This is a genomic window from Streptomyces sp. GL_140, assembly GCF_057834465.1.
The window spans coordinates 1,800,267-1,817,961 of sequence record NZ_CM174404.1 but is presented as its reverse complement, the minus strand read 5'-3'; the positions used below and the strand labels follow the sequence as shown (position 1 = coordinate 1,817,961).

Sequence of the window (17,695 nt, the reverse complement as noted above, 5' to 3'; positions counted from 1 at the left end):
AAGTTAGCACCTCAGTGCCGCAGCGCGCTGCTCAGGCGTTCAATTGCTCCACCCAGACCCCATCTGTGGCCCAGAGCGGCGACGAGTTCCGGGTGGGCGGGGAGCGCCGGGAGGGCCGGATCGAAGGCGGGCAGCCGCACGTCGCGGGCCACCTGGACGACCTTGGGGGCCACCGCGAGATAGGGCCGGGATTCGTCCAGCCGCTTGCGCTGGGTGGGGGTCAGCTTCGACTTCGGATCGTCGATCGCGGCGATGATTCCGGCCAGGTCCCCGTAGGCGTCCAGCAGCTTCGCCGCGGTCTTCTCGCCGACGCCGGGCACGCCCGGCAGGCCGTCGCTCGGGTCTCCGCGCAGCAGCGCCAGGTTCGCGTAGCCGGGGCCGTCGACCCCGTACTTCTCGCGCAGCCACGCCTCGTCGGTCACCTGGAGGGTGCCGACCCCCTTCAGCGGGTACAGGACGCGCCGCTGCTTCGCGTCGTCGACCAGCTGGTACAGGTCGCGGTCGCCCGTGACGATGTCCACCGGGCCGGTGGCGCGGGTCGTCAGGGTGCCGATCACGTCGTCCGCCTCGTAGCCGGCGACGCCCACCCGGGCGATCCCGAAGGCGTCCAGGGCCGCCTCGATGATCGGCACCTGCGGGGCGAGGGTGTCCGGGGTCTCCTCGACGTCCGGGCCCGTCGCGGTCTCCTCGGCGACCCGGTGGGCCTTGTAGGAGGGGATCAGCTCCACCCGCCAGTGCGGCCGCCAGTCGGCGTCCATGCAGGCGACCAGGTCGTCGGGCCGGTGGTCCTGCACGAGGCGGCCGATGAAGTCGAGCAGGCCGCGCACGGCGTTGACCGGGGTGCCGTCGGGGGCTTTCACGGAGTCCGGCACACCGAAGTACGCGCGGTAGTAGAGGGAGGCGGTGTCCAGGAGCATCAGGCGTCGTGTCGTCGTCACGGTCTCGATGATGCCTTGAGGCCCGGTGGAAAGTGCGTGAGGTTCGGTCCGCTCGGCTCTTGAGCGCGAAACCGGGGCCGGTTGCTGCGTAAGGTGCTTACAGCACACCAACGTGCGATGTGTGATGTGTGACGGACCAGGACAAGGGGAGGGCAGCCCCGCCATGGACGACAGGGATGGCACCGACGGCAAGAACGGCACGAGCGCTGTCAGCGGCGCGGTCAACGGCACGGACGACAAGGACCGGGACCGGGACCGGGATTCCAAGGAACCGCTCCGGGTGGGCGTGGCCGTGCGCAAGCGCCGCCGGGCCCTGAGCCTGACCCTTGCCGCGGTGTCGGCCCGCAGCGGCCTTTCGGTTCCCTTCCTGAGCCAGATAGAGAACGAACGGGCCCGGCCCAGCATGCGGTCCCTGGAGCGGGTCGCCGACGCGCTGGAGACCACGGCCGTGGAACTGCTGGCCGCTTCGGACACCGCGCGCACCGTGGACCTCGTACGGGCCGGTGACGCTTCGGGGCTCACCCCCGTTCCCGGCGTACGGCCCCTCGTGCGCGGGCACCACCAGTTGCACGCACTGGAGTTCACCGGGGACCAGGACGCCGGCCGCGAGTACCAGCACCGCAACGACGAGCTGATGTACGTGGTCTCGGGCGCCTGCCAGGTGGAGGCCGAGGGACGGGCCTACCGGCTGGAGAACGGCGACGCGCTGTTCCTGTCCGGCGGCGTACGGCACCGCTGGCGGGCCGTCACCGAGGACACCCGGATCCTGATCGTCGCCGTCGGCGAGCACATCCACGCCACCTCCGAACCGCCCTCGCCCGGACACTGAGCCGGATGCGGACCCGGATGCGGGTCGTCTCGCTGGTGCCGTCCCTGACCGAGGCGGTCGCGGTGAGCGCGCCCGGGGCACTGGTCGGCGTGACCGACTGGTGCACCCACCCGGGCCCCGCCGAGCTGGGGGACGTGACGCGCGTCGGGGGGACGAAGAACCCGGACGTACGCCGGATCACCGAGCTGCGCCCGGATCTGGTGATCGCCAACGAGGAGGAGAACCGGGCCCCCGACCTCGCGGAGCTGCGGGCGGCCGGGCTGCGGGTGCTGGTCACCGAGGTACGGGACCTCCCGCAGGCGCTGAGCGAGCTGGAGCGGCTGCTGGTGGGGGCCATGGGGCTGAAGCGACCCGGGTGGCTGTCGGACGCCGAGGCCGCGTGGGCCAGGGTGGCCCCGGCCGGGGAGCCGCGCCTGGCCTTCGTACCGATCTGGCGCAGGCCCTGGATGGTGCTCGGCCGGGACACCTTCGCCGGGGACCTGCTGGCCCGCCTCGGGGTGCGCAACGCCTACGCCGGGCACGCGGAGCGCTACCCGAGGATCCCGGCGGCCGAGCTGGCGGCGGCGGGCTGCGATCTCGTGGTGCTGCCGGACGAGCCCTACCGCTTCACGGCCGGGGACGGGCCCGAGGCCTTCCCCGCCCTGCCCGCGGCCCTCGTCAGCGGACGCCACCTGACCTGGTACGGACCTTCGCTGGCCGAGGCTCCCGCCGTGCTGGCGGCGGCCCTGCGGGCGGCGCGGATCCGGCAGGATCCGAAAGGGACGACCTAGCGGGGCGCGGCCAGCAGCCGGCCGGTGCACAGGCCGCGCAGGGTGTTCGCGGCGGCCGCCAGCCAGGCGGTGACCAGGGCCAGGAACAGGGCGGCGGCCAGCCAGTCGAAGGCGACGAGGCCGGTGTGGCGGGCCAGCCCGGCGGCGCCGGTGACACAGGTGCCGACGGGGAAGGTCAGCGCCCACCAGGTCATGGCGAACCCCATGCCGTTGCGGGCGGCCCGCACCAGCATCGCGGCGGCCAGCGCCAGCCACAGCAGGGCGAATCCCATCACGGGGACCCCGTAGACCACCGCGAAGGCCCCGAACCCGCCGGCGTAGGGGGCGGCTATCGACCGGGGGGCCATGTCGGCGAGGGAGTTCACGGCGGTGGTGGACTGGCCGAGGGGGCCGAGGACCAGGAACAGGGTGGGGGTCAGCGCCAGGGGCAGGGGGCCGCTCACGATCAGCCGGCCGAACACCAGGGGGAGCATCAGCAGGGTGGCGAGCAGGCTGATCCCGAACATGGCGTAGCAGGCGAGCAGCATGGCCTCGCGGGCCTGACCGGCGGCCAGGTGGGGGATCAGCAGGGGGCCCAGCGCGGCGGAGACCATGGGGGCGACCACGGGCAGCAGCCAGACGGGGGTGGCCTGGTGGGCCTCGACCTTGTGGCGGACCACCATCAGGTAGGGGACGGCGGCGGCGGCCAGCAGGCCGATCGCGGTGCCGGCGGTGAACAGGACCGTGTCGACGGCGACGGCGGCGGGGACCCCGATGAGGTCCTTGCCGACGATGAGGGTGCCGCCGCCGACGGCCAGCAGGGCCATCGACAGACAGCCGTAGAAGGGGGCCACGGCGGGGTCCAGGAGGTGGGCGCGGGCCTGGTCGCGGTGGTGGAGCCAGTGCCCGGCGCGTGCGGTCAGCAGCACGGCGAGGGCGGCGGCGGACAGCGCCCAGAAGATCTGGCAGAGCACGCGCTGGCCTGGGAGCTGGTAGGGGAGGGTCGCCCCGGCGTTGGCGATGATCGCCGTGCCCATGACGGAGGCGTACCAGTTGGGGCCGAGGTGGCGCAGTGCGGGGGCCTTGTGGGGCCGGGCGGTCCCGGGGGTGGTGGGACGGGGACGTACGAGGGTGGTGGCCATGGATCCAGCGTCCCGCCGGCCAGGGGCGGACGGCAGAGGTCATGTTGCTATGAGGGCATAAACTGAGGTTATGGGTAATGAGCAGTGGGCCGAGGCACCGATACCGCTGGCGCACCGGGTCCCGGACCTGGGTGCCATGGAGCTGCTGCTGGCGGTGGCCCGGGTCGGTAGTCTGAGCGGGGCCGCCCGGCGGCTCGGGATCACCCAGCCCGCCGCCAGCAGCCGGATCCGCGCGATGGAGACCCGGCTCGGGGTGGCGCTCGTGGACCGCTCCCCGCGGGGATCGACGCTGACGGCGGAAGGCGCGCTGGTCACCGACTGGGCGCGGCGGGTGGTGGAGGCGGCCGAGGCCTTCGACGCGGGCGCGCAGGCGCTACGGGGCCGTCGCGACTCCCGGCTGCGGGTGGCGGCCAGCATGACCATCGCCGAATACCTGCTGCCCGGCTGGCTCATCGCCCTGCGCGGGCAGCGCCCCGACACGGCGGTGTCCCTGCACGCGGGGAACTCGGCGGTCGTCGCCGAACGGGTCCTGGCGCACGAGGCGGACCTCGGCTTCGTGGAGGGGCTCAGCGTGCCGGAGGGGCTCGACGCGGTGGTGATCGCGCAGGACCGCCTCGTGGTGGCGGTGGCTCCGGGGCACCCGTGGGCGCGGCGTTCGAAGGGGGTGGAAGCGGCGGAGCTGGCGGCCACCCCGTTGATTCTGCGCGAGTGGGGGTCGGGAACCCGGCAGGTCCTGGACGCGGCGCTGGCCGGCTGCGGCGGGCTGGCGCAGCCGCTGCTCGAACTGGCCTCCACCACGGCGGTGAAGGCGGCGGCGGAGAGCGGAGCCGGGCCGTGCGTGCTGTCGGAGCTGGCGGTTGGGGACGAGCTGGCGGCCCGCCGCCTGGTGTGCGTCCCGGTCCTCGGCGCCCCGCTGGACCGGGCGCTGCGCGCGGTCTGGCCGACGGGGTCCCGGCCGGCGGGCCCGGCGCGTGATCTGCTGTCGCTGACCAGGCACTGACCGGACACTGAACGGGCGCTGACCGGGCACTGACCGGGCCGCGCGGGGCCTTCGGACGGGGCCTGCGCGGGGGCCGGCGTCCGCGTGGACGGGCTCCGGACCGCCGTCGCGGGCCTGCCCCGCAGGGCCGGGGTCAGCCCGGGGACATGCCCCGTTCGACGTCGACGGCGTGGCGCATGCGGTCCTCGGTCGCGGCCATGACGGCCCGCGGGCACGCGCGGCGCAGCTTCTCCACCAGCGGCCCGACGGTGGCCGAGGAGACGTGCGGGGCCGCGTACGTGGTGTGGGCCGCCTTCCCCAGTTCCAGGAGCAGCACCATTTCGTCGGTTTCGGTCCGCTCGTCGTCCTCTCCCGGCTCCACCAGGACCCGGGAGACGAGCCCGACCTGGAGCGGGCGCACCGCGGTGAGCGCGTCCAGCGGGTAGGCGCGGGTGCGTCCGTACCGCAGGCGGAGCAGCAGCCGGGGGCGGGCGCCCGTCTCGATGCGCACTTCGACGACCGACCGCCACGTGCGGACCCAGCGCCGTCCCGAGTATCCGGTGGCGAAGAGGGGGTAGAGCCCGATCAGGAAGGCCGCGTCCGGCGAGACGAAGGCGCACAGGACCGCCAGCGGTGCCAGCACGCCGAGGGGTATCGCCCCTGCCTCGAAGATCCACGGCTTCTCGTGCCCAACCCGCCAGCGGTACACCGTCGTTCCCGTGTCGTCCATTCCCACAGGATCGGCGCCCACGTCCGCGCGCACCACCCTCCGGGCGGTCCGGGAGGGCGGTGCGCGCGGGAAGAGGCTCCGGGATGCCGGTGCCGGCGCCGGCGGGTGACGGCCGGTCAGTCAGGAGTGGAGCAGAGCGCCGGCGCGGAGGCAGCCGTGACGAGGGCGGACATCACGCGGGTGTCCTTGTCGCGTTCCGGGTGCCACTGGACGCCCAGGACCCAGCGGGAGGGGTCTTCGAGTTCGATGGACTCGATCGTGCCGTCCACCGCGTGGGACGAGGCGATCAGGCCCTCGCCCAGGCTTGCCACGCACTGGTGGTGGTAGGTGGGGACCTCCGACTCCTCCGGGACCAGGGCCGCGTAGCGGGTGCCCGGGACCGGGCGGACCGGGTGCCAGGAGACGATTCCGTCGCCCGCGACGTGCCCGTCGATGTGCTGGATCAGCGTCCCGCCCAGGGCCACGTTCAGGGCCTGCATGCCCCGGCAGATCCCGAGGAGGGGGGTCCGGGAGGACAGGGCGGCGGTGATCAGGGCGAGTTCCCACTCGTCGCGCTGGGTGGCGGGCGGGCCCGTACGGGGATCGCGCGGAGCCCCGTAGCGGACCGGGTCCACGTCCGGGCCGCCCGCGACGACCAGGCCGTCCAGTCGGCTCAGTACCTCCCGCGCCACCTCCGGTTCGTCCGGCGGCAGCAGCACGGCCGTGCCGCCCGAGGCCTGGACGAGCTCGTAGTACCCGGTGGGGACGAGGGCGGTCGGGACGTTCCACACGCCGTAGCGGGTGGATGCCTCGACGTAGGTGGTGATGCCGATGAGCGGCCTGGGCACGGTTCTTACCTCCAGGGGGGAAGGGGACGGCGGGATCAGTCGCGGGACAGCTCGGCCTCGGCTTCCGCCAGCGCCGCGAACTCCTCCTCGGGCGCGGAGGCCACCAGGTGGTGCCGACTGTAGAACGCGAAGTAGGCGAGGGCGACGGCGTACACGGCCAGCGCGATGAATGCCGCGTCCTTGTCCACCAGGAATGTAGCGACGAGGGCCGAGATGGCGAGGACGAAGGCCACCGAGGAGGTCGCGATGCCGCCCGGGGTGCGGTACGGGCGCTCCAGGCCCGGTTCGCGACGGCGCAGCACGATGTGGGAGAGGGCCATCAGGGCGTAGGAGATGGTCGCGCCGAACACGGCGATGTTGAGCATGCGCGGGCCGTTGCCGGTGGCGGCGGCGAGTGCGAAGCCGATGGCGCCGGGGATGAGCAGGCCCAGGTACGGGGCCTTGCGCTTCGAGGTCAGGGACAGGAAGCGCGGCAGGTAGCCCGCGCGGGAGAGGGCGAACAGCTGGCGGGAGCCGGCGTAGATGAGGGAGAAGAAGGAGGCCACGAGTCCGGCCAGGCCCGCGTAGTTGACGAAGGTCTTCAGCCAGGAGAGCTCGGAGTTCCCCTCCAGGGCGACGACGAGCGGGTTGCCGGCGTCCTTGATCGCGTCGGCCCCGCGGGCACCGGTGGAGGCGAGGAAGGTGATCAGGGCGAGGAGGATGAGGATGCCCATGGAGATCGACAGGGCGCGCGGCATGGACCGGACCGGGTCCTTGGCCTCCTCGGCGGCCAGCGGGACGCCTTCGACGCCGAGGAAGAACCACATGCCGAAGGGGAACGCGGCCCAGATGCCGAGGAAGCCCAGCGGCAGCCAGGAGCTCGCGCCCGCGGCCGTCGTGTCGACGGCGATGTTGTCGAGGTTGGCCGGGTCGAACTCGGTGAAGGCGCCGATCGCGAAGACGATCAGGGCGGTCACGGCGATGGCCGTGACGATGAAGGAGAAGGTCAGGGCCTCGCCGACGCCCCAGAGGTGGATGCCGATGAAGATCGCGAAACAGGCGAGGTAGACGGGCCAGCCGGAGGTGAGGCCGAAGAGGTTCAGGGATTCGACGTAGTCGCCGATGAAGATGGCGATGGCGGCCGGGGCCAGTATGTACTCGATGAGGATCGCGGTGCCGGTGAGGAAGCCGCCCCAGGTGCCCAGCGCGCGGCGGGCGAAGCCGTAGCCGCCGCCCGCGGTGGGCAGGATCGCCGAGAGCTCGGCGAGGGAGAAGACGAGGCACGCGTACATCGCGCCCATCAGGACGGTGGCGATGGCGAGGCCGCCGAAACCGCCTTGGGCGAGGCCGACGTTCCAGCCGGAGAAGTCGCCGGAGACCACGTACGCGACGCCGAGACCGGTCAGCAGCAGCCAGCCGGCGCTGCCGCGGCGCAGGGTGCGGCGTTCCAGGTAGCCGTCGCCGCCGTTCCCGGGGGATGCGTTGTCCAAGGACGTGGTGGGTTCGGGCACGGCTGCCAGCCGTGCGCCGGTGTCGTCGGCCATGTGCGCTCCTGCCTAGGGCAATGGTTGTGGGGCGTACCTTTGCCGTTCGGGAGTGGCGGGCGCAAGACCCCTGCGTTAAACGGGGGTTACGAATGTCTCTCTCAGGCCAGGAAACCCCGCAGCAGCGCCGCCGTGCCGCAGCAGTGTTCGCGCATCACCTCGCGCGCCGCGTCCGCGTCCCGCTCCAGCACCGCCTCCACCAGCACGCTGTGCTGCTGCTGGGAGTGCTCCAGGTTGCGCACCAGCAGCGGGATGCAGTCGAGCAGGTCGTTCACGGTGGCCCGGACGGCCGCGTACTGGGCCGTCAGGGTGGCGGATCCGGCCAGTTCGCACAGGGTGAGGTGGAAGAGCGTGTCCTGGCGGCGGTAGTCGGACAGCGGGGCGTCGTGGGTGGCGGTCAGTGCGGCCAGCAGTCGCTCGACGTCCTTCTCCGGGAGCCCCTGGGAGGCGCACAGGCCGGCCGCGCCGACCTCCAGGACCTCGCGGAAGCGCAGTACGTCCTCGATGTCCACACCGGCGACCCGCCGCCGCAGCTCCTCCTCGGCGCCCCCGGCCGGGGTGTCGGGGCGGTGCAGCACAAACGTTCCGCCGTACCGCCCGCGCCGGGCCTCCACCAGGCCCTGGTCCTGGAGCACCTTGAGCACCTCGCGGAGCGTGACCCGGCTGATCCCCATCCGCTCGGCCAGCTCGCGCTCGGGCGGCAGCCGTTCCCCGCCCGGTACCAGGCCGAGCCGGACCACCTGGAGGATCTGCTCCAGCGCCTCCTCGAAACCGTTGCCCGCCCGCACCTGACGCAGTACGGGATTGAGCCGCGAGATCGCGCCGTCTTCGCCGATCGTGTCGGTCATATGAACTCCTCCCCTTCCCAAGCAATGGTTCTGTTCAATACCTTAGGCCTCCTCGGCTCACCGAAGGAGAGATTCCCGTGGTAGACCGCAAGCCGCCGCTTTCGCCCGAAGAGCTCCGTGCTCTCGTCGCGAGCGGTGAGATCGACACAGTGGTCCTGGCCTTCCCCGACATGCAGGGGCGGCTCCAGGGCAAGCGGTTCGCCGCACAGTTCTTCCTCGACGAGGTCCTCGCGCACGGCACCGAGGGCTGCAACTACCTCCTCGCCGTCGACACGGACATGAACACCGTCGACGGGTACGAGATGTCCTCCTGGGACCGGGGCTACGGCGACTTCGCCATGCACCCCGACCTCGCCACCCTGCGCCGGATCCCCTGGAACCCGGGCAGCGCCTTCATCCTGGCCGACCTCGCCTGGAACGACGGCTCGCCCGTGGTCGCCGCGCCCCGCCAGATCCTGCGCCGCCAGCTGGAGCGGCTCGCCGATCACGGCTACACCGCGATGGTGGGCACGGAACTGGAGTTCATGGTCTTCCAGGACACCTACGAGGCGGCCTGGAACTCCAACTACCGCGGCCTGACCCCCGCCAACCAGTACAACATCGACTACTCCGTCCTCGGGACCGGCCGCATCGAACCCCTGCTGCGCCGCATCCGCAACGAGATGCAGGCCGCCGGCCTGATCGTCGAGTCGGCCAAGGGCGAGTGCAACCTGGGGCAGCACGAGATCGCCTTCCGCTACGACGAGGCGCTGACCACCTGCGACCAGCACGCCGTCTACAAGACCGGCGCTAAGGAGATCGCCGCCCAGGAGGGCGTCTCGCTCACCTTCATGGCCAAGTACGACGAGCGCGAGGGCAACTCCTGTCACATTCACCTCTCGCTGGGCGACGCAGACGGACGCAATGCGATGGCCGGGGAGGGCCCGGACGCGCACGCCCACGGCGGTATGTCACCGGTGATGCGCCACTTCCTGGCCGGCCAGCTCGCCGCGCTGCGCGACTTCTCCCTTCTCTACGCCCCCAACATCAACTCGTACAAGCGTTTCAGGCCGGGATCCTTCGCGCCGACCGCAGTCGCCTGGGGCGTGGACAACCGGACCTGCGCGCTGCGCGTCGTCGGCCACGGCCGCTCCATGCGCTTCGAGAACCGCCTCCCCGGCGGTGACGTCAACCCGTACCTCGCCGTCGCGGGCCTGGTCGCGGCCGGGCTCTACGGCATCGAGAACCGTCTGGAACTGCCCGAGCCCTGCGCCGGCAACGCCTACACCGCCGACTTCGCGCACGTTCCCACCACCCTGCGCGAGGCCGCCGAGCTCTGGGAGAACAGCGAGATCGCGAAGGCCGCCTTCGGCCCCGAAGTCGTCGCCCACTACCGGAACATGGCCCGCGTCGAACTGGACGCGTACGACTCCGCGGTGACCGACTGGGAGCTGCGCCGCTCCTTCGAACGCCTGTAAACCCGCTCCACCGGCTCCACCCACCGCACCCGAACGTCTGAGAGGCACCACGTGTCCGATGCGCTGGCCCCCTTCCAGCTGGAAGTGCTGAACCCGGCCACCGAGGAAATCGTCGCCCTCGTCCCGGCCGCCACACGGGACGACGTCGACGCCGCCGTCGCGCGGGCCGCCGCGGCCCAGCGGATCTGGGCGGCGGCGGCCCCCGCCGACCGGGCGAGACTGCTGCGCCGCTTCGCCGCCGTGGTCGACGCGAACATCGAGGAACTGGCCCGGCTGGAGGTCCGCGAGGCGGGCCACACCATCGGCAACGCCCGCTGGGAAGCCGGCAACGTCCGTGACCTGCTCGAATTCGCCGCCGGGGGAGTCGAGAGGCTCTCCGGCCGGCAGATCCCGGTCGCCGGCGGCATCGACGTCACCTTCCTCGAACCCCTCGGCGTCATCGGCGTGATCGCCCCGTGGAACTTCCCGATGCCGATCGCCGCCTGGGGCGCGGCCCCGGCCCTGGCCGCGGGCAACGCGGTCATCGTCAAGCCCGCCGAGACCACCCCGCTCACCGCGCTGCGCCTCGCCGACCTCGCCCTGGAGGCCGGACTGCCCGAGCACCTCTTCCAGGTGCTGCCGGGCCGGGGCGCCGTCGCGGGCGACGCCCTCGTCGAGCACCCGGGCGTGGCGAAGATCGTCTTCACGGGTTCCACCGCCGTCGGCAAGCGGATCATGGCCAAGTGCGCCGACCGGGTGAAGCGGGTCACCCTCGAACTCGGCGGCAAGAGCCCCAACATCGTCTTCGCCGACGCGGACCTGGAGGCGGCCGCGGCGGCCGCGCCGATGTCCTTCCTGGACAACACCGGGCAGGACTGCTGCGCCCGCACCCGGATCCTCGTACAGCGCTCCGCGTACGACCGGTTCATGGAGCTGCTGGCCCCCGGGATCGAGAACGTGGTCGTCGGGGACCCGTCCGACGAGAAGACGCAGATGGGTCCGCTGATCTCGCGGGTGCAACTGGACCGCGTACGGTCCTACGTCACCGACGACCTCACGGCGATCCGCGGCAACGCCCCCGAGGGGCCGGGCTTCTGGTTCCCGCCGACCCTCGTCACCGGAGTCGGCCCCGACGCCCCCGTCGCCGCCGAGGAGGTCTTCGGCCCCGTGGCCGTCGTCCTGCCCTTCGAGGACGAGGAGGACGCCGTACGCCTGGCCAACGCCACCGAATACGGCCTCTCCGGATCCCTGTGGACCCGCGACATCGGCCGCGCGCTGCGCGTCTCGCGCGCCGTCGCCGCCGGCAACCTGTCGGTCAACTCCCACAGCAGCGTCCGCTACTGGACCCCCTTCGGGGGGTACAAGCAGTCCGGGCTCGGCCGCGAGCTCGGACCCGACGCCCTCACCGCATTCACCGAGACCAAGAACGTCTTCATCAGTACGGAGGCCTGACCCCATGACCACTCAGAACGCCGAAGAGACCGTCTGCCGCCGCCTGGTCGGCCGCACCGCCGTCATCACCGGAGCCGGCAGCGGCATCGGCCTCGCCACCGCCCGCCGGCTGGCCTCCGAGGGAGCCAACGTCGTCTGCGGCGACATCGACGAGACCGCCGGCAAGGCCGCGGCCGAAGAGGTCGGCGGCACCTTCGTGAAGGTGGACGTCACCAGCCCGGAGGAGGTCGAGGCCCTGTTCAAGACGGCCTTCGACACCTACGGCTCGGTCGACATCGCCTTCAACAACGCCGGCATCTCGCCGCCGGACGACGACTCCATCCTCACCACCGGCCTGGAGGCCTGGAAGCGCGTCCAGGACGTCAACCTCACCTCCGTGTACCTGTGCTGCAAGGCCGCCCTGCCCTACATGCAGCGCCAGGGCCGCGGCTCGATCATCAACACCGCCTCCTTCGTCGCCCGGATGGGCGCCGCCACCTCGCAGATCTCGTACACCGCCTCCAAGGGCGGCGTGCTCGCCATGTCCCGCGAGCTCGGCGTGCAGTTCGCCCGCGAGGGCATCCGCGTCAACGCGCTCTGCCCGGGGCCCGTCAACACCCCGCTCCTCCAGGAGCTGTTCGCCAAGGACCCCGAGCGGGCCGCCCGCCGCATCGTGCACATCCCGCTGGGCCGGTTCGCCGAGCCCACCGAGATCGCCGCGGCCGTCGCCTTCCTCGCCAGCGACGACTCCTCCTTCATCAACGCCACCGACTTCCTGGTCGACGGCGGCATCTCCGGCGCGTACGTCACGCCCCTGTAGGCCCCACGGCCCCACCGGGCGTTCACCCGCAAGCCATCCCCCCGACAGCCGGGCGTCGCACGACGCCCGGCTGTCGTGCTCTAGCGTCCGAGATGATCTTCGTAGGAATCAGGAGTGTCCACCTCAGTGACCCGACTCGACACCGTCCGACGGCTCCAGGCCGTCGGCGCCGCCGTCGCGATAGCCGCCGGCACCCTCGTGGCCGCCGCACCCGCCGCCCAGGCGGCCCGCCCCGGCGCCCCGTGTACCACCCCGCAGCTCAAGGCCGGCTGGTACGGGGACAACCAGGCCCGGCTCCAGCAGCTCATCGACGAGTACGGCAAGTGCAACCCGTACCGGCCCAGCCGCAACAAGCCCGTCGCCGTCTTCGACTGGGACAACACCGTCGTCAAGAACGACGTCGGCGACGCGACCATGTACTGGCTGCTGCGCAACGGCAGGATCCGCCAGCCCGCCAAGGGCGACTGGACCACCACCAGCCGCTACCTGACCCCGGCCGCCGCCAAGGCCCTGGCCGAGGCCTGCGGGGCCCTCGCGAAGCCCGGAGCCCCGCTGCCCACCGGCGCCCCCGAGGGCGTCGGCTGCGCCGACGAGCTCCTGGCCGTCTACGGCACCGCCGCGACCCGCTCGGCCGCCCCTGCCTTCGCCGGCTGGGACCACCGGACCATCGAGCCCGCCTACGCCTGGCTGCCACAGCTCATGCAGGGCTGGACCGCCCGCGAGATCCGCTCCTTCGCCGCCGCCGCGCAGAGCGAGAACCTGGCCGCGCCGGTCGATGCCAAGCAGCAGGTCGGCTCCGCCACCGCCACCGGCTGGGTGCGCTACTACGACCAGCAGAAGGACCTCATCGCCGGTCTGCAGAAGGCCGGCTTCGACGTCTGGATCAGCTCGGCCTCGCCGCAGCCGGTCGTCGAGGTGTGGGCCAAGGGCGTCGGCGTGGACCCCTCGCACGTCATCGGCATCCGCAACACCACCACGGGCGGCGGGAAGTTCACCTCCCACCTCCAGGGCTGCGGGTCCGTCAAGGACGGCGAGGACACGATGATCACCTACGTGGACGGCAAGCGCTGCTGGATCAACAAGCAGGTCTTCGGGGTCCGCGGCGCCGCGGCCGAGAAGGTCCAGCCGGCCGCCCGCCGCCAGGTGTTCGCCGCGGGCGACTCCGACACCGACGTCACGTTCCTGCGCGACGCGACCGCGCTGCGGCTCGTCGTCAACCGCAACAAGAACGAGCTGATGTGCCGTGCGTACGACAACAGCGACGGCAAGTGGATCGTGAACCCGATGTTCATCCAGCCGAAGAAGCAGAAGGCGGCCGCCTACCCGTGCGCCACCACCGGCTTCACCGGCCGCGACGGCACCGCGGGACCCGTCCTGCGGGGTGACACGAGCGTCATCCCCGACCAGACGGACACCGTCTACTAGACCGGCCCGGTAGACCGGACCGATAGACCGGTCCGGTCACAGGAAGGTGCGGCCCTCGCCCCGGTAGGTCGGTGCGGTGGCCGTCACCCGGTCGCCCTCGACGAGGTGCAGCTCGTCGAAGCGCTCGCACAGCTCGCCGGCCTTCGCGTGCCGGAACCAGACCCGGTCGCCGATCAGCAGATCGTCGGCCGGGCTGCCGAGCAGCGGGGTCTGCACCTCGCCCGCCCCCTCCTGGGGGTCGTAGCGCAGGCCCTGCGGGAGGTACGGGACCGGCAGCCGGTCCGGGCCGGGCGCCCCGGAGGCCGGATAGCCGCCGCCGAGCACCGTCACCACCCCGACGCCGGGCCGGCGCACCACCGGCTGGGCGAACAGCGCCGCGGGCCGGCCGCTGAAGGAGGTGTAGTTGTCGAAAAGTCGCGGTACGTAGAGCCCCGAACCGGCGGCGATCTCCGTGACCGCGTCCTCGGCGGCGGTCTGCTGCACGCTGCCGGTGCCGCCCCCGTTGACGAACTCCAGGTCCGGGACCACGGCGCGCACGGCCCGTACGGCCTCGGCCCGGCGGGCGGCCAGCTCTTTGCGGGCGGCGCCCTGCATCAGCCGGATGACGCGCGAGCGCACCGGACGCCCGGCGAGCGAGTCGCCGACCCCGGCCACGTGGCCCTCGTAGCCCATCAGTCCGACGACCCGGAAGCCGGGCCGGGAGACCACCGCGCGGGCGAGCGCGGCCAGCTGGGCCGGTTCGCGCAGCGGGGAGCGGCGGGCGCCGACGCGCACCTTGCCGCCGAGGAGCTGCAGGGCGGTGTCCAGCTCCAGGCAGACCCGGATCTCCTGCGTCCCGCCGTCGCGGGCCCGGTCGATGAGCTCCAGCTGGGCGATGTCGTCGATCATCACGGTCACCGCGCCGGCCAGCTTCGGATCGGCCGCGAGCTCGGCGAAGCCGGCCCGGTCGGCCGACGGGTAGGCCAGCAGCACGTCCTCGAACCCGGAGCGGGCCAGCCAGATCGATTCGCCGAGGGTGTACGACATGATCCCGGCGAACCCGGGCCGGGCCAGGACCCGTTCGAGCAGCACACGGCACCGTACGGACTTGCTGGCCACCCGGATCGGCTTCCCGCCGGCCCGGCGGACCAGGTCGTCGGCGTTGGCGTCGAACGCCTCCAGGTCCACGAGGGCGAGCGGGGCGTCGAGGTGCGCGGTGGCCCGGTCGTATCGGGCCCGATCGGCGGCGGGGGAGTTCATGGGCGGCAGCCTGCCAGATGGGTGTACCCGTGGGTAGGGGGGTGGGCGGGGTTCCCGGGCTCCGGGCCAGGTCAGGGCCCCCAGGTGACGGTCGGGTCAAAATTTGGTCTCGACCAGTGGATGCCCGTTTTGGCCGTTGAGACAGTCGTTCGAATGTGACTACTGTCGCCCGTCCCCGGCCGATGTCCGGCGGGGAGTCACTACTCAGGGGGAAGCGCCAGATGGCGATCCGTAAGTCCACCATGCAGGAGCAGGTCGCACAGGCCATCCGCGAGATCGAGCCGACCGACCGTCCGGTGGTCACCTTCCACACCATCACCGGCCCGAGCCCCTGGCTGATGAACGAGCTCGGCCTGATCGGCCAGCTCTTCGTGAAGTACTACTTCGTCACCCTGACCGAGCAGGTCGTCGTCGTCCACCGCGCCTCCCGGGTCAGCAACCGCCCCAAGGAGCTCGTGCACGTCATCCCGCTCGCCGAGGCCCGTGACAAGGTCACCGACGTGAACCGCAACACCCTGTGGTCCTCCCTGCGCTTCCTCTTCCCGGGCGACGAGAAGCCGACGCGCCTGAACATCAACCGGTACTGGCGCAATGAGCTCGACCAGTTCGTACCGGCGCTGAGGGGCAATCAGATCGCCCAGTAGTCGCACCGCCCGGCGCAGCGCCGTCCCCGCGGCCCGCGCAGGCGGGTCCGCGCGGGCGGGCGCGTAAGGTTGTGGGCAGGCAGCCGTACGGAACGGGGGGCGGAGCCGCCGGATGAGCACGTCCACACCGCACGGCGAGGTCCTGGCCGCGCCCGACCGGCCCCCTGCCCCGCCCCGGCGGCGGCCCGCAAGGGTGTTCGCAGCCGTGGTGTGCGGCCTCCTGGGCCTCGGTCTGACCGGAGCCGCCGGTTGCACGGCCGTCGCCGAACACCGCGCGAAGCACCGCCCCTTGGCCGCCGGAGCCGCCTACCTCAAGGCCGCCTCCCTCTGGCACGAGACCCCCGTCGACGCCCTCTTCCCGCCCGTCCTCACCGGGGACGACGCCGGGCCCGGCGGCGCCGACCGCACGTGGACCCGTATCGCCCTCGCCCCCGACGCCGACTGCCCCGCCGCCCTCGGCGCCGACTGGCAGGCCCTGCTCGCCGGAGCCGGCTGCACCCGCGTGCTCCGGGCCACCTACACAGACGCCACCCGCAGCTCGCTCGTCACCGCCGGCATGGTCTTCACCCCCGGCGACGCCGCCGCCATGAACTCCCTGCGCGGCCGGCTCACCGCCCCGCCCGGCTACGGATTCCCCGACGACCGGCGCGCCGCCTGGACCGCCTCCGTGCTGCCCGAGGCCCCCGTCGTCGTCTACGGAGTCTCCGCGTTCACCGACGGCCGGATCCTGGACGCCCCCCGCCCCGCCGAGGACACGATGGCCAAGGACGCCACCGGAGCCGTGGCCCAGGCGGGCCTCGGCCACGAGGCCAAGGCCGTCACCGATCAACTGGCGCGCGCCGTACGGGCCCTCGCAGCCCCGCCCGCCCCGGAACCGGCCCGATGAGCCGCCCGGGAGCCGAGCCGGTGAGCCGCTCCGCAGCCGAGCCGGTGAGCCGCTCCGCAGCCGGGCCGGTGCGCCGGCGTGCGGCCGCCGCGGGGATCGCATTCGGAGCCCTCCTCGTCGCCGTCGCCGCGCCCCCGGCCGCCGCCGACGCCGTCCGCGACCGCCAGTGGGGCCTGATCGCCCTGCGCGCCGAGGAGGCCTGGGGCACCACCCGGGGCAAGGGGGTCACCGTCGCCGTCCTGGACACCGGGGTCGACTCCACCCACCCCGACCTGGCCGGCCAGGTCCTGGACGGCACCGACCTCGTCGGCATGGGCGCGGGCCCCGGGGACCGCGCCTGGGCCCGGCACGGCACCGCCATGGCCGGGATCATCGCCGGGCACGGCCACGGCCCCAACCGCCGCCAGGGCGTCTTCGGCATCGCCCCCCAGGCCAAGATCCTCCCGGTCCGCGTGATCCTGGAGGAGGGCGACCCCGGCCGGGCCAAGGCCCGCGACAGCAAGGGCGGCGCCCTCGCCGAGGGCATCCGCTGGGCCGTCGACCACGGCGCCGACGTGATCAACCTGTCCCTCGGCGACGACAGCAGCTCCGCCCACCACGAGGCGGGCGAGGACGAGGCCGTCCAGTACGCCCTCGCCAAGGGCGTCGTCGTCGTCGCCTCAGCCGGCAACGGCGGCGAACAGGGCGACCACGCCTCCTACCCGGCCGCCTACCCGGGGGTCATCGCCGTCACGGCCGTCGACCGCAACGGCAGGAAGGCGCCCTTCTCCACCCGCAGCTGGTACGCCACCGTCAGCGCCCCCGGGGTCGACGTGGTCATCGCCGACCCCGACCGCTCCTACTACGAGGGCTGGGGCACCAGCGCCGCCTCCGCCTTCGTCTCCGGCGCCGTCGCCCTGGTCAGGTCCGCCCACCCCGGGCTGTCCCCGGCGCAGATCAAGAAGCTGCTGGAGAGCACCGCCTCCGACTCCCCGGCCGGCGGCCGCGACGACTCCCGCGGCTTCGGCATGGTGGACCCCGTCGCCGCCCTCCAGGCCGCCGAGTCGCTGTCCGCCGAACCGCCGGTCCCGCTGCCCGTCCCGACCGGGCAGCCCTACTTCGGCTCCGGCCCCGAGCCGGTGCGCAGCCCCGAGCGCGGCGCCCGCCTGGGCGCTCCGGCGGGAGCCGCAGCGGGGCTGGCGCTGCTCGTGGTGGCCGGCGTACTGGCCCGGCGGCCCCGGGCCGCGCGGCGGGATAGGGTCGGGTAACT

Annotated in this window: 17 protein-coding genes; 10 read left to right on the top strand and 7 right to left on the bottom strand. The window is 72.9% G+C overall.

What is annotated here, in order from left to right; translation table 11 throughout:
• Positions 1-11 precede the first annotated feature (11 nt).
• Entirely contained in the window at positions 12-917 is a 906-nt protein-coding gene (locus tag AC3IYJ_RS08480; RefSeq protein WP_489402738.1) for a 5'-3' exonuclease, read from the bottom strand.
• 301 nt (positions 918-1,218) lie between these two features.
• Here AC3IYJ_RS08480 and AC3IYJ_RS08475 point away from each other — a divergent pair, with 301 nt between their 5' ends.
• Positions 1,219-1,767: a helix-turn-helix domain-containing protein gene (locus tag AC3IYJ_RS08475; protein ID WP_489402737.1), complete on the top strand. Its 549-nt coding sequence runs from the start codon at positions 1,219-1,221 to the stop codon at positions 1,765-1,767.
• Between the two features lie 17 nt (positions 1,768-1,784).
• Positions 1,785-2,537 (top strand): helical backbone metal receptor, encoded by a 753-nt coding sequence (locus AC3IYJ_RS08470; protein ID WP_489402736.1) that lies wholly within the window; start codon positions 1,785-1,787, stop codon positions 2,535-2,537.
• On the opposite strand, the gene AC3IYJ_RS08465 is transcribed toward AC3IYJ_RS08470, so the two are convergent.
• On the bottom strand, positions 2,534-3,658 hold the full coding sequence (locus AC3IYJ_RS08465) for a TDT family transporter (RefSeq protein WP_489400710.1): 1,125 nt from the start codon (positions 3,656-3,658) through the stop codon (positions 2,534-2,536). The genes AC3IYJ_RS08470 and AC3IYJ_RS08465 overlap by 4 nt on opposite strands.
• A gap of 70 nt (positions 3,659-3,728) precedes the next feature.
• Here AC3IYJ_RS08465 and AC3IYJ_RS08460 point away from each other — a divergent pair, with 70 nt between their 5' ends.
• The gene (locus AC3IYJ_RS08460) at positions 3,729-4,658 is read left to right on the top strand and encodes a LysR family transcriptional regulator (RefSeq protein WP_489400709.1); all 930 of its coding nucleotides are present in this window, start codon (positions 3,729-3,731) and stop codon (positions 4,656-4,658) included.
• 133 nt (positions 4,659-4,791) lie between these two features.
• Here the strand turns inward: AC3IYJ_RS08460 and AC3IYJ_RS08455 are convergent, their stop codons facing one another.
• The 4 genes from AC3IYJ_RS08455 to AC3IYJ_RS08440 all read right to left on the bottom strand — a co-directional run bounded on the left by AC3IYJ_RS08455 (position 4,792) and on the right by AC3IYJ_RS08440 (position 8,565).
• A complete protein-coding gene (locus tag AC3IYJ_RS08455) occupies positions 4,792-5,367 on the bottom strand; it encodes a hypothetical protein (protein WP_489400708.1) in 576 nt (191 codons plus the stop codon).
• A gap of 116 nt (positions 5,368-5,483) precedes the next feature.
• Positions 5,484-6,194, bottom strand: coding sequence for a gamma-glutamyl-gamma-aminobutyrate hydrolase family protein (locus tag AC3IYJ_RS08450; RefSeq protein WP_489400707.1), 711 nt, complete (start codon positions 6,192-6,194; stop codon positions 5,484-5,486).
• Positions 6,195-6,229: 35 nt separating this feature from the next.
• Positions 6,230-7,717 carry an ethanolamine permease gene (eat, locus tag AC3IYJ_RS08445; protein ID WP_489400706.1) on the bottom strand — a complete coding sequence of 496 codons (1,488 nt, stop codon included), beginning with the start codon at positions 7,715-7,717 and terminating at the stop codon, positions 6,230-6,232.
• Between the two features lie 101 nt (positions 7,718-7,818).
• Positions 7,819-8,565, bottom strand: coding sequence for a FadR/GntR family transcriptional regulator (locus tag AC3IYJ_RS08440; protein ID WP_489400705.1), 747 nt, complete (start codon positions 8,563-8,565; stop codon positions 7,819-7,821).
• A gap of 77 nt (positions 8,566-8,642) precedes the next feature.
• Here AC3IYJ_RS08440 and AC3IYJ_RS08435 point away from each other — a divergent pair, with 77 nt between their 5' ends.
• From AC3IYJ_RS08435 to AC3IYJ_RS08420, 4 genes are all read left to right on the top strand, one after another.
• Positions 8,643-10,022 carry a glutamine synthetase family protein gene (locus tag AC3IYJ_RS08435; RefSeq protein ID WP_489400704.1) on the top strand — a complete coding sequence of 460 codons (1,380 nt, stop codon included), beginning with the start codon at positions 8,643-8,645 and terminating at the stop codon, positions 10,020-10,022.
• A 51-nt stretch (positions 10,023-10,073) separates the two neighbouring features.
• The gene (locus tag AC3IYJ_RS08430) at positions 10,074-11,453 is read left to right on the top strand and encodes an aldehyde dehydrogenase family protein (RefSeq protein ID WP_489400703.1); all 1,380 of its coding nucleotides are present in this window, start codon (positions 10,074-10,076) and stop codon (positions 11,451-11,453) included.
• A gap of 4 nt (positions 11,454-11,457) precedes the next feature.
• Complete coding sequence (locus AC3IYJ_RS08425) at positions 11,458-12,252, top strand: 3-oxoacyl-ACP reductase (RefSeq protein ID WP_489400702.1); 795 nt, start codon at positions 11,458-11,460, stop codon at positions 12,250-12,252.
• Positions 12,253-12,378: 126 nt separating this feature from the next.
• Positions 12,379-13,677 (top strand): haloacid dehalogenase-like hydrolase, encoded by a 1,299-nt coding sequence (locus tag AC3IYJ_RS08420; RefSeq protein ID WP_489400701.1) that lies wholly within the window; start codon positions 12,379-12,381, stop codon positions 13,675-13,677.
• A 36-nt stretch (positions 13,678-13,713) separates the two neighbouring features.
• On the opposite strand, the gene AC3IYJ_RS08415 is transcribed toward AC3IYJ_RS08420, so the two are convergent.
• Complete coding sequence (locus AC3IYJ_RS08415) at positions 13,714-14,916, bottom strand: amino acid deaminase/aldolase (protein ID WP_489400700.1); 1,203 nt, start codon at positions 14,914-14,916, stop codon at positions 13,714-13,716.
• A 221-nt stretch (positions 14,917-15,137) separates the two neighbouring features.
• Here AC3IYJ_RS08415 and AC3IYJ_RS08410 point away from each other — a divergent pair, with 221 nt between their 5' ends.
• The 3 genes from AC3IYJ_RS08410 to mycP all read left to right on the top strand — a co-directional run bounded on the left by AC3IYJ_RS08410 (position 15,138) and on the right by mycP (position 17,693).
• A complete protein-coding gene (locus tag AC3IYJ_RS08410) occupies positions 15,138-15,560 on the top strand; it encodes a hypothetical protein (protein WP_330295531.1) in 423 nt (140 codons plus the stop codon).
• Positions 15,561-15,672: 112 nt separating this feature from the next.
• The gene (locus tag AC3IYJ_RS08405) at positions 15,673-16,446 is read left to right on the top strand and encodes a hypothetical protein (protein WP_489400699.1); all 774 of its coding nucleotides are present in this window, start codon (positions 15,673-15,675) and stop codon (positions 16,444-16,446) included.
• The gene (gene mycP, locus AC3IYJ_RS08400; protein WP_489400698.1) at positions 16,443-17,693 is read left to right on the top strand and encodes a type VII secretion-associated serine protease mycosin; all 1,251 of its coding nucleotides are present in this window, start codon (positions 16,443-16,445) and stop codon (positions 17,691-17,693) included. Before AC3IYJ_RS08405 ends, mycP begins: the two co-directional genes overlap by 4 nt.
• The last annotated feature ends 2 nt before the right edge of the window (positions 17,694-17,695 follow it).

Coding starts and splice junctions, on each gene's coding strand:
- AC3IYJ_RS08480 (WP_489402738.1), bottom strand. CDS start 917: ATGCTCCTGGACACCGCCTCCCTCTACTACCGCGCGTACTTCGGTGTG.
- AC3IYJ_RS08470 (WP_489402736.1), top strand. CDS start 1,785: ATGCGGGTCGTCTCGCTGGTGCCGTCCCTGACCGAGGCGGTCGCGGTG.
- AC3IYJ_RS08465 (WP_489400710.1), bottom strand. CDS start 3,658: ATGGCCACCACCCTCGTACGTCCCCGTCCCACCACCCCCGGGACCGCC.
- AC3IYJ_RS08460 (WP_489400709.1), top strand. CDS start 3,729: ATGGGTAATGAGCAGTGGGCCGAGGCACCGATACCGCTGGCGCACCGG.
- AC3IYJ_RS08455 (WP_489400708.1), bottom strand. CDS start 5,367: ATGGACGACACGGGAACGACGGTGTACCGCTGGCGGGTTGGGCACGAG.
- eat (WP_489400706.1), bottom strand. CDS start 7,717: ATGGCCGACGACACCGGCGCACGGCTGGCAGCCGTGCCCGAACCCACC.
- AC3IYJ_RS08440 (WP_489400705.1), bottom strand. CDS start 8,565: ATGACCGACACGATCGGCGAAGACGGCGCGATCTCGCGGCTCAATCCC.
- AC3IYJ_RS08425 (WP_489400702.1), top strand. CDS start 11,458: ATGACCACTCAGAACGCCGAAGAGACCGTCTGCCGCCGCCTGGTCGGC.
- AC3IYJ_RS08415 (WP_489400700.1), bottom strand. CDS start 14,916: ATGAACTCCCCCGCCGCCGATCGGGCCCGATACGACCGGGCCACCGCG.
- AC3IYJ_RS08410 (WP_330295531.1), top strand. CDS start 15,138: ATGGCGATCCGTAAGTCCACCATGCAGGAGCAGGTCGCACAGGCCATC.
- AC3IYJ_RS08405 (WP_489400699.1), top strand. CDS start 15,673: ATGAGCACGTCCACACCGCACGGCGAGGTCCTGGCCGCGCCCGACCGG.
- mycP (WP_489400698.1), top strand. CDS start 16,443: ATGAGCCGCCCGGGAGCCGAGCCGGTGAGCCGCTCCGCAGCCGAGCCG.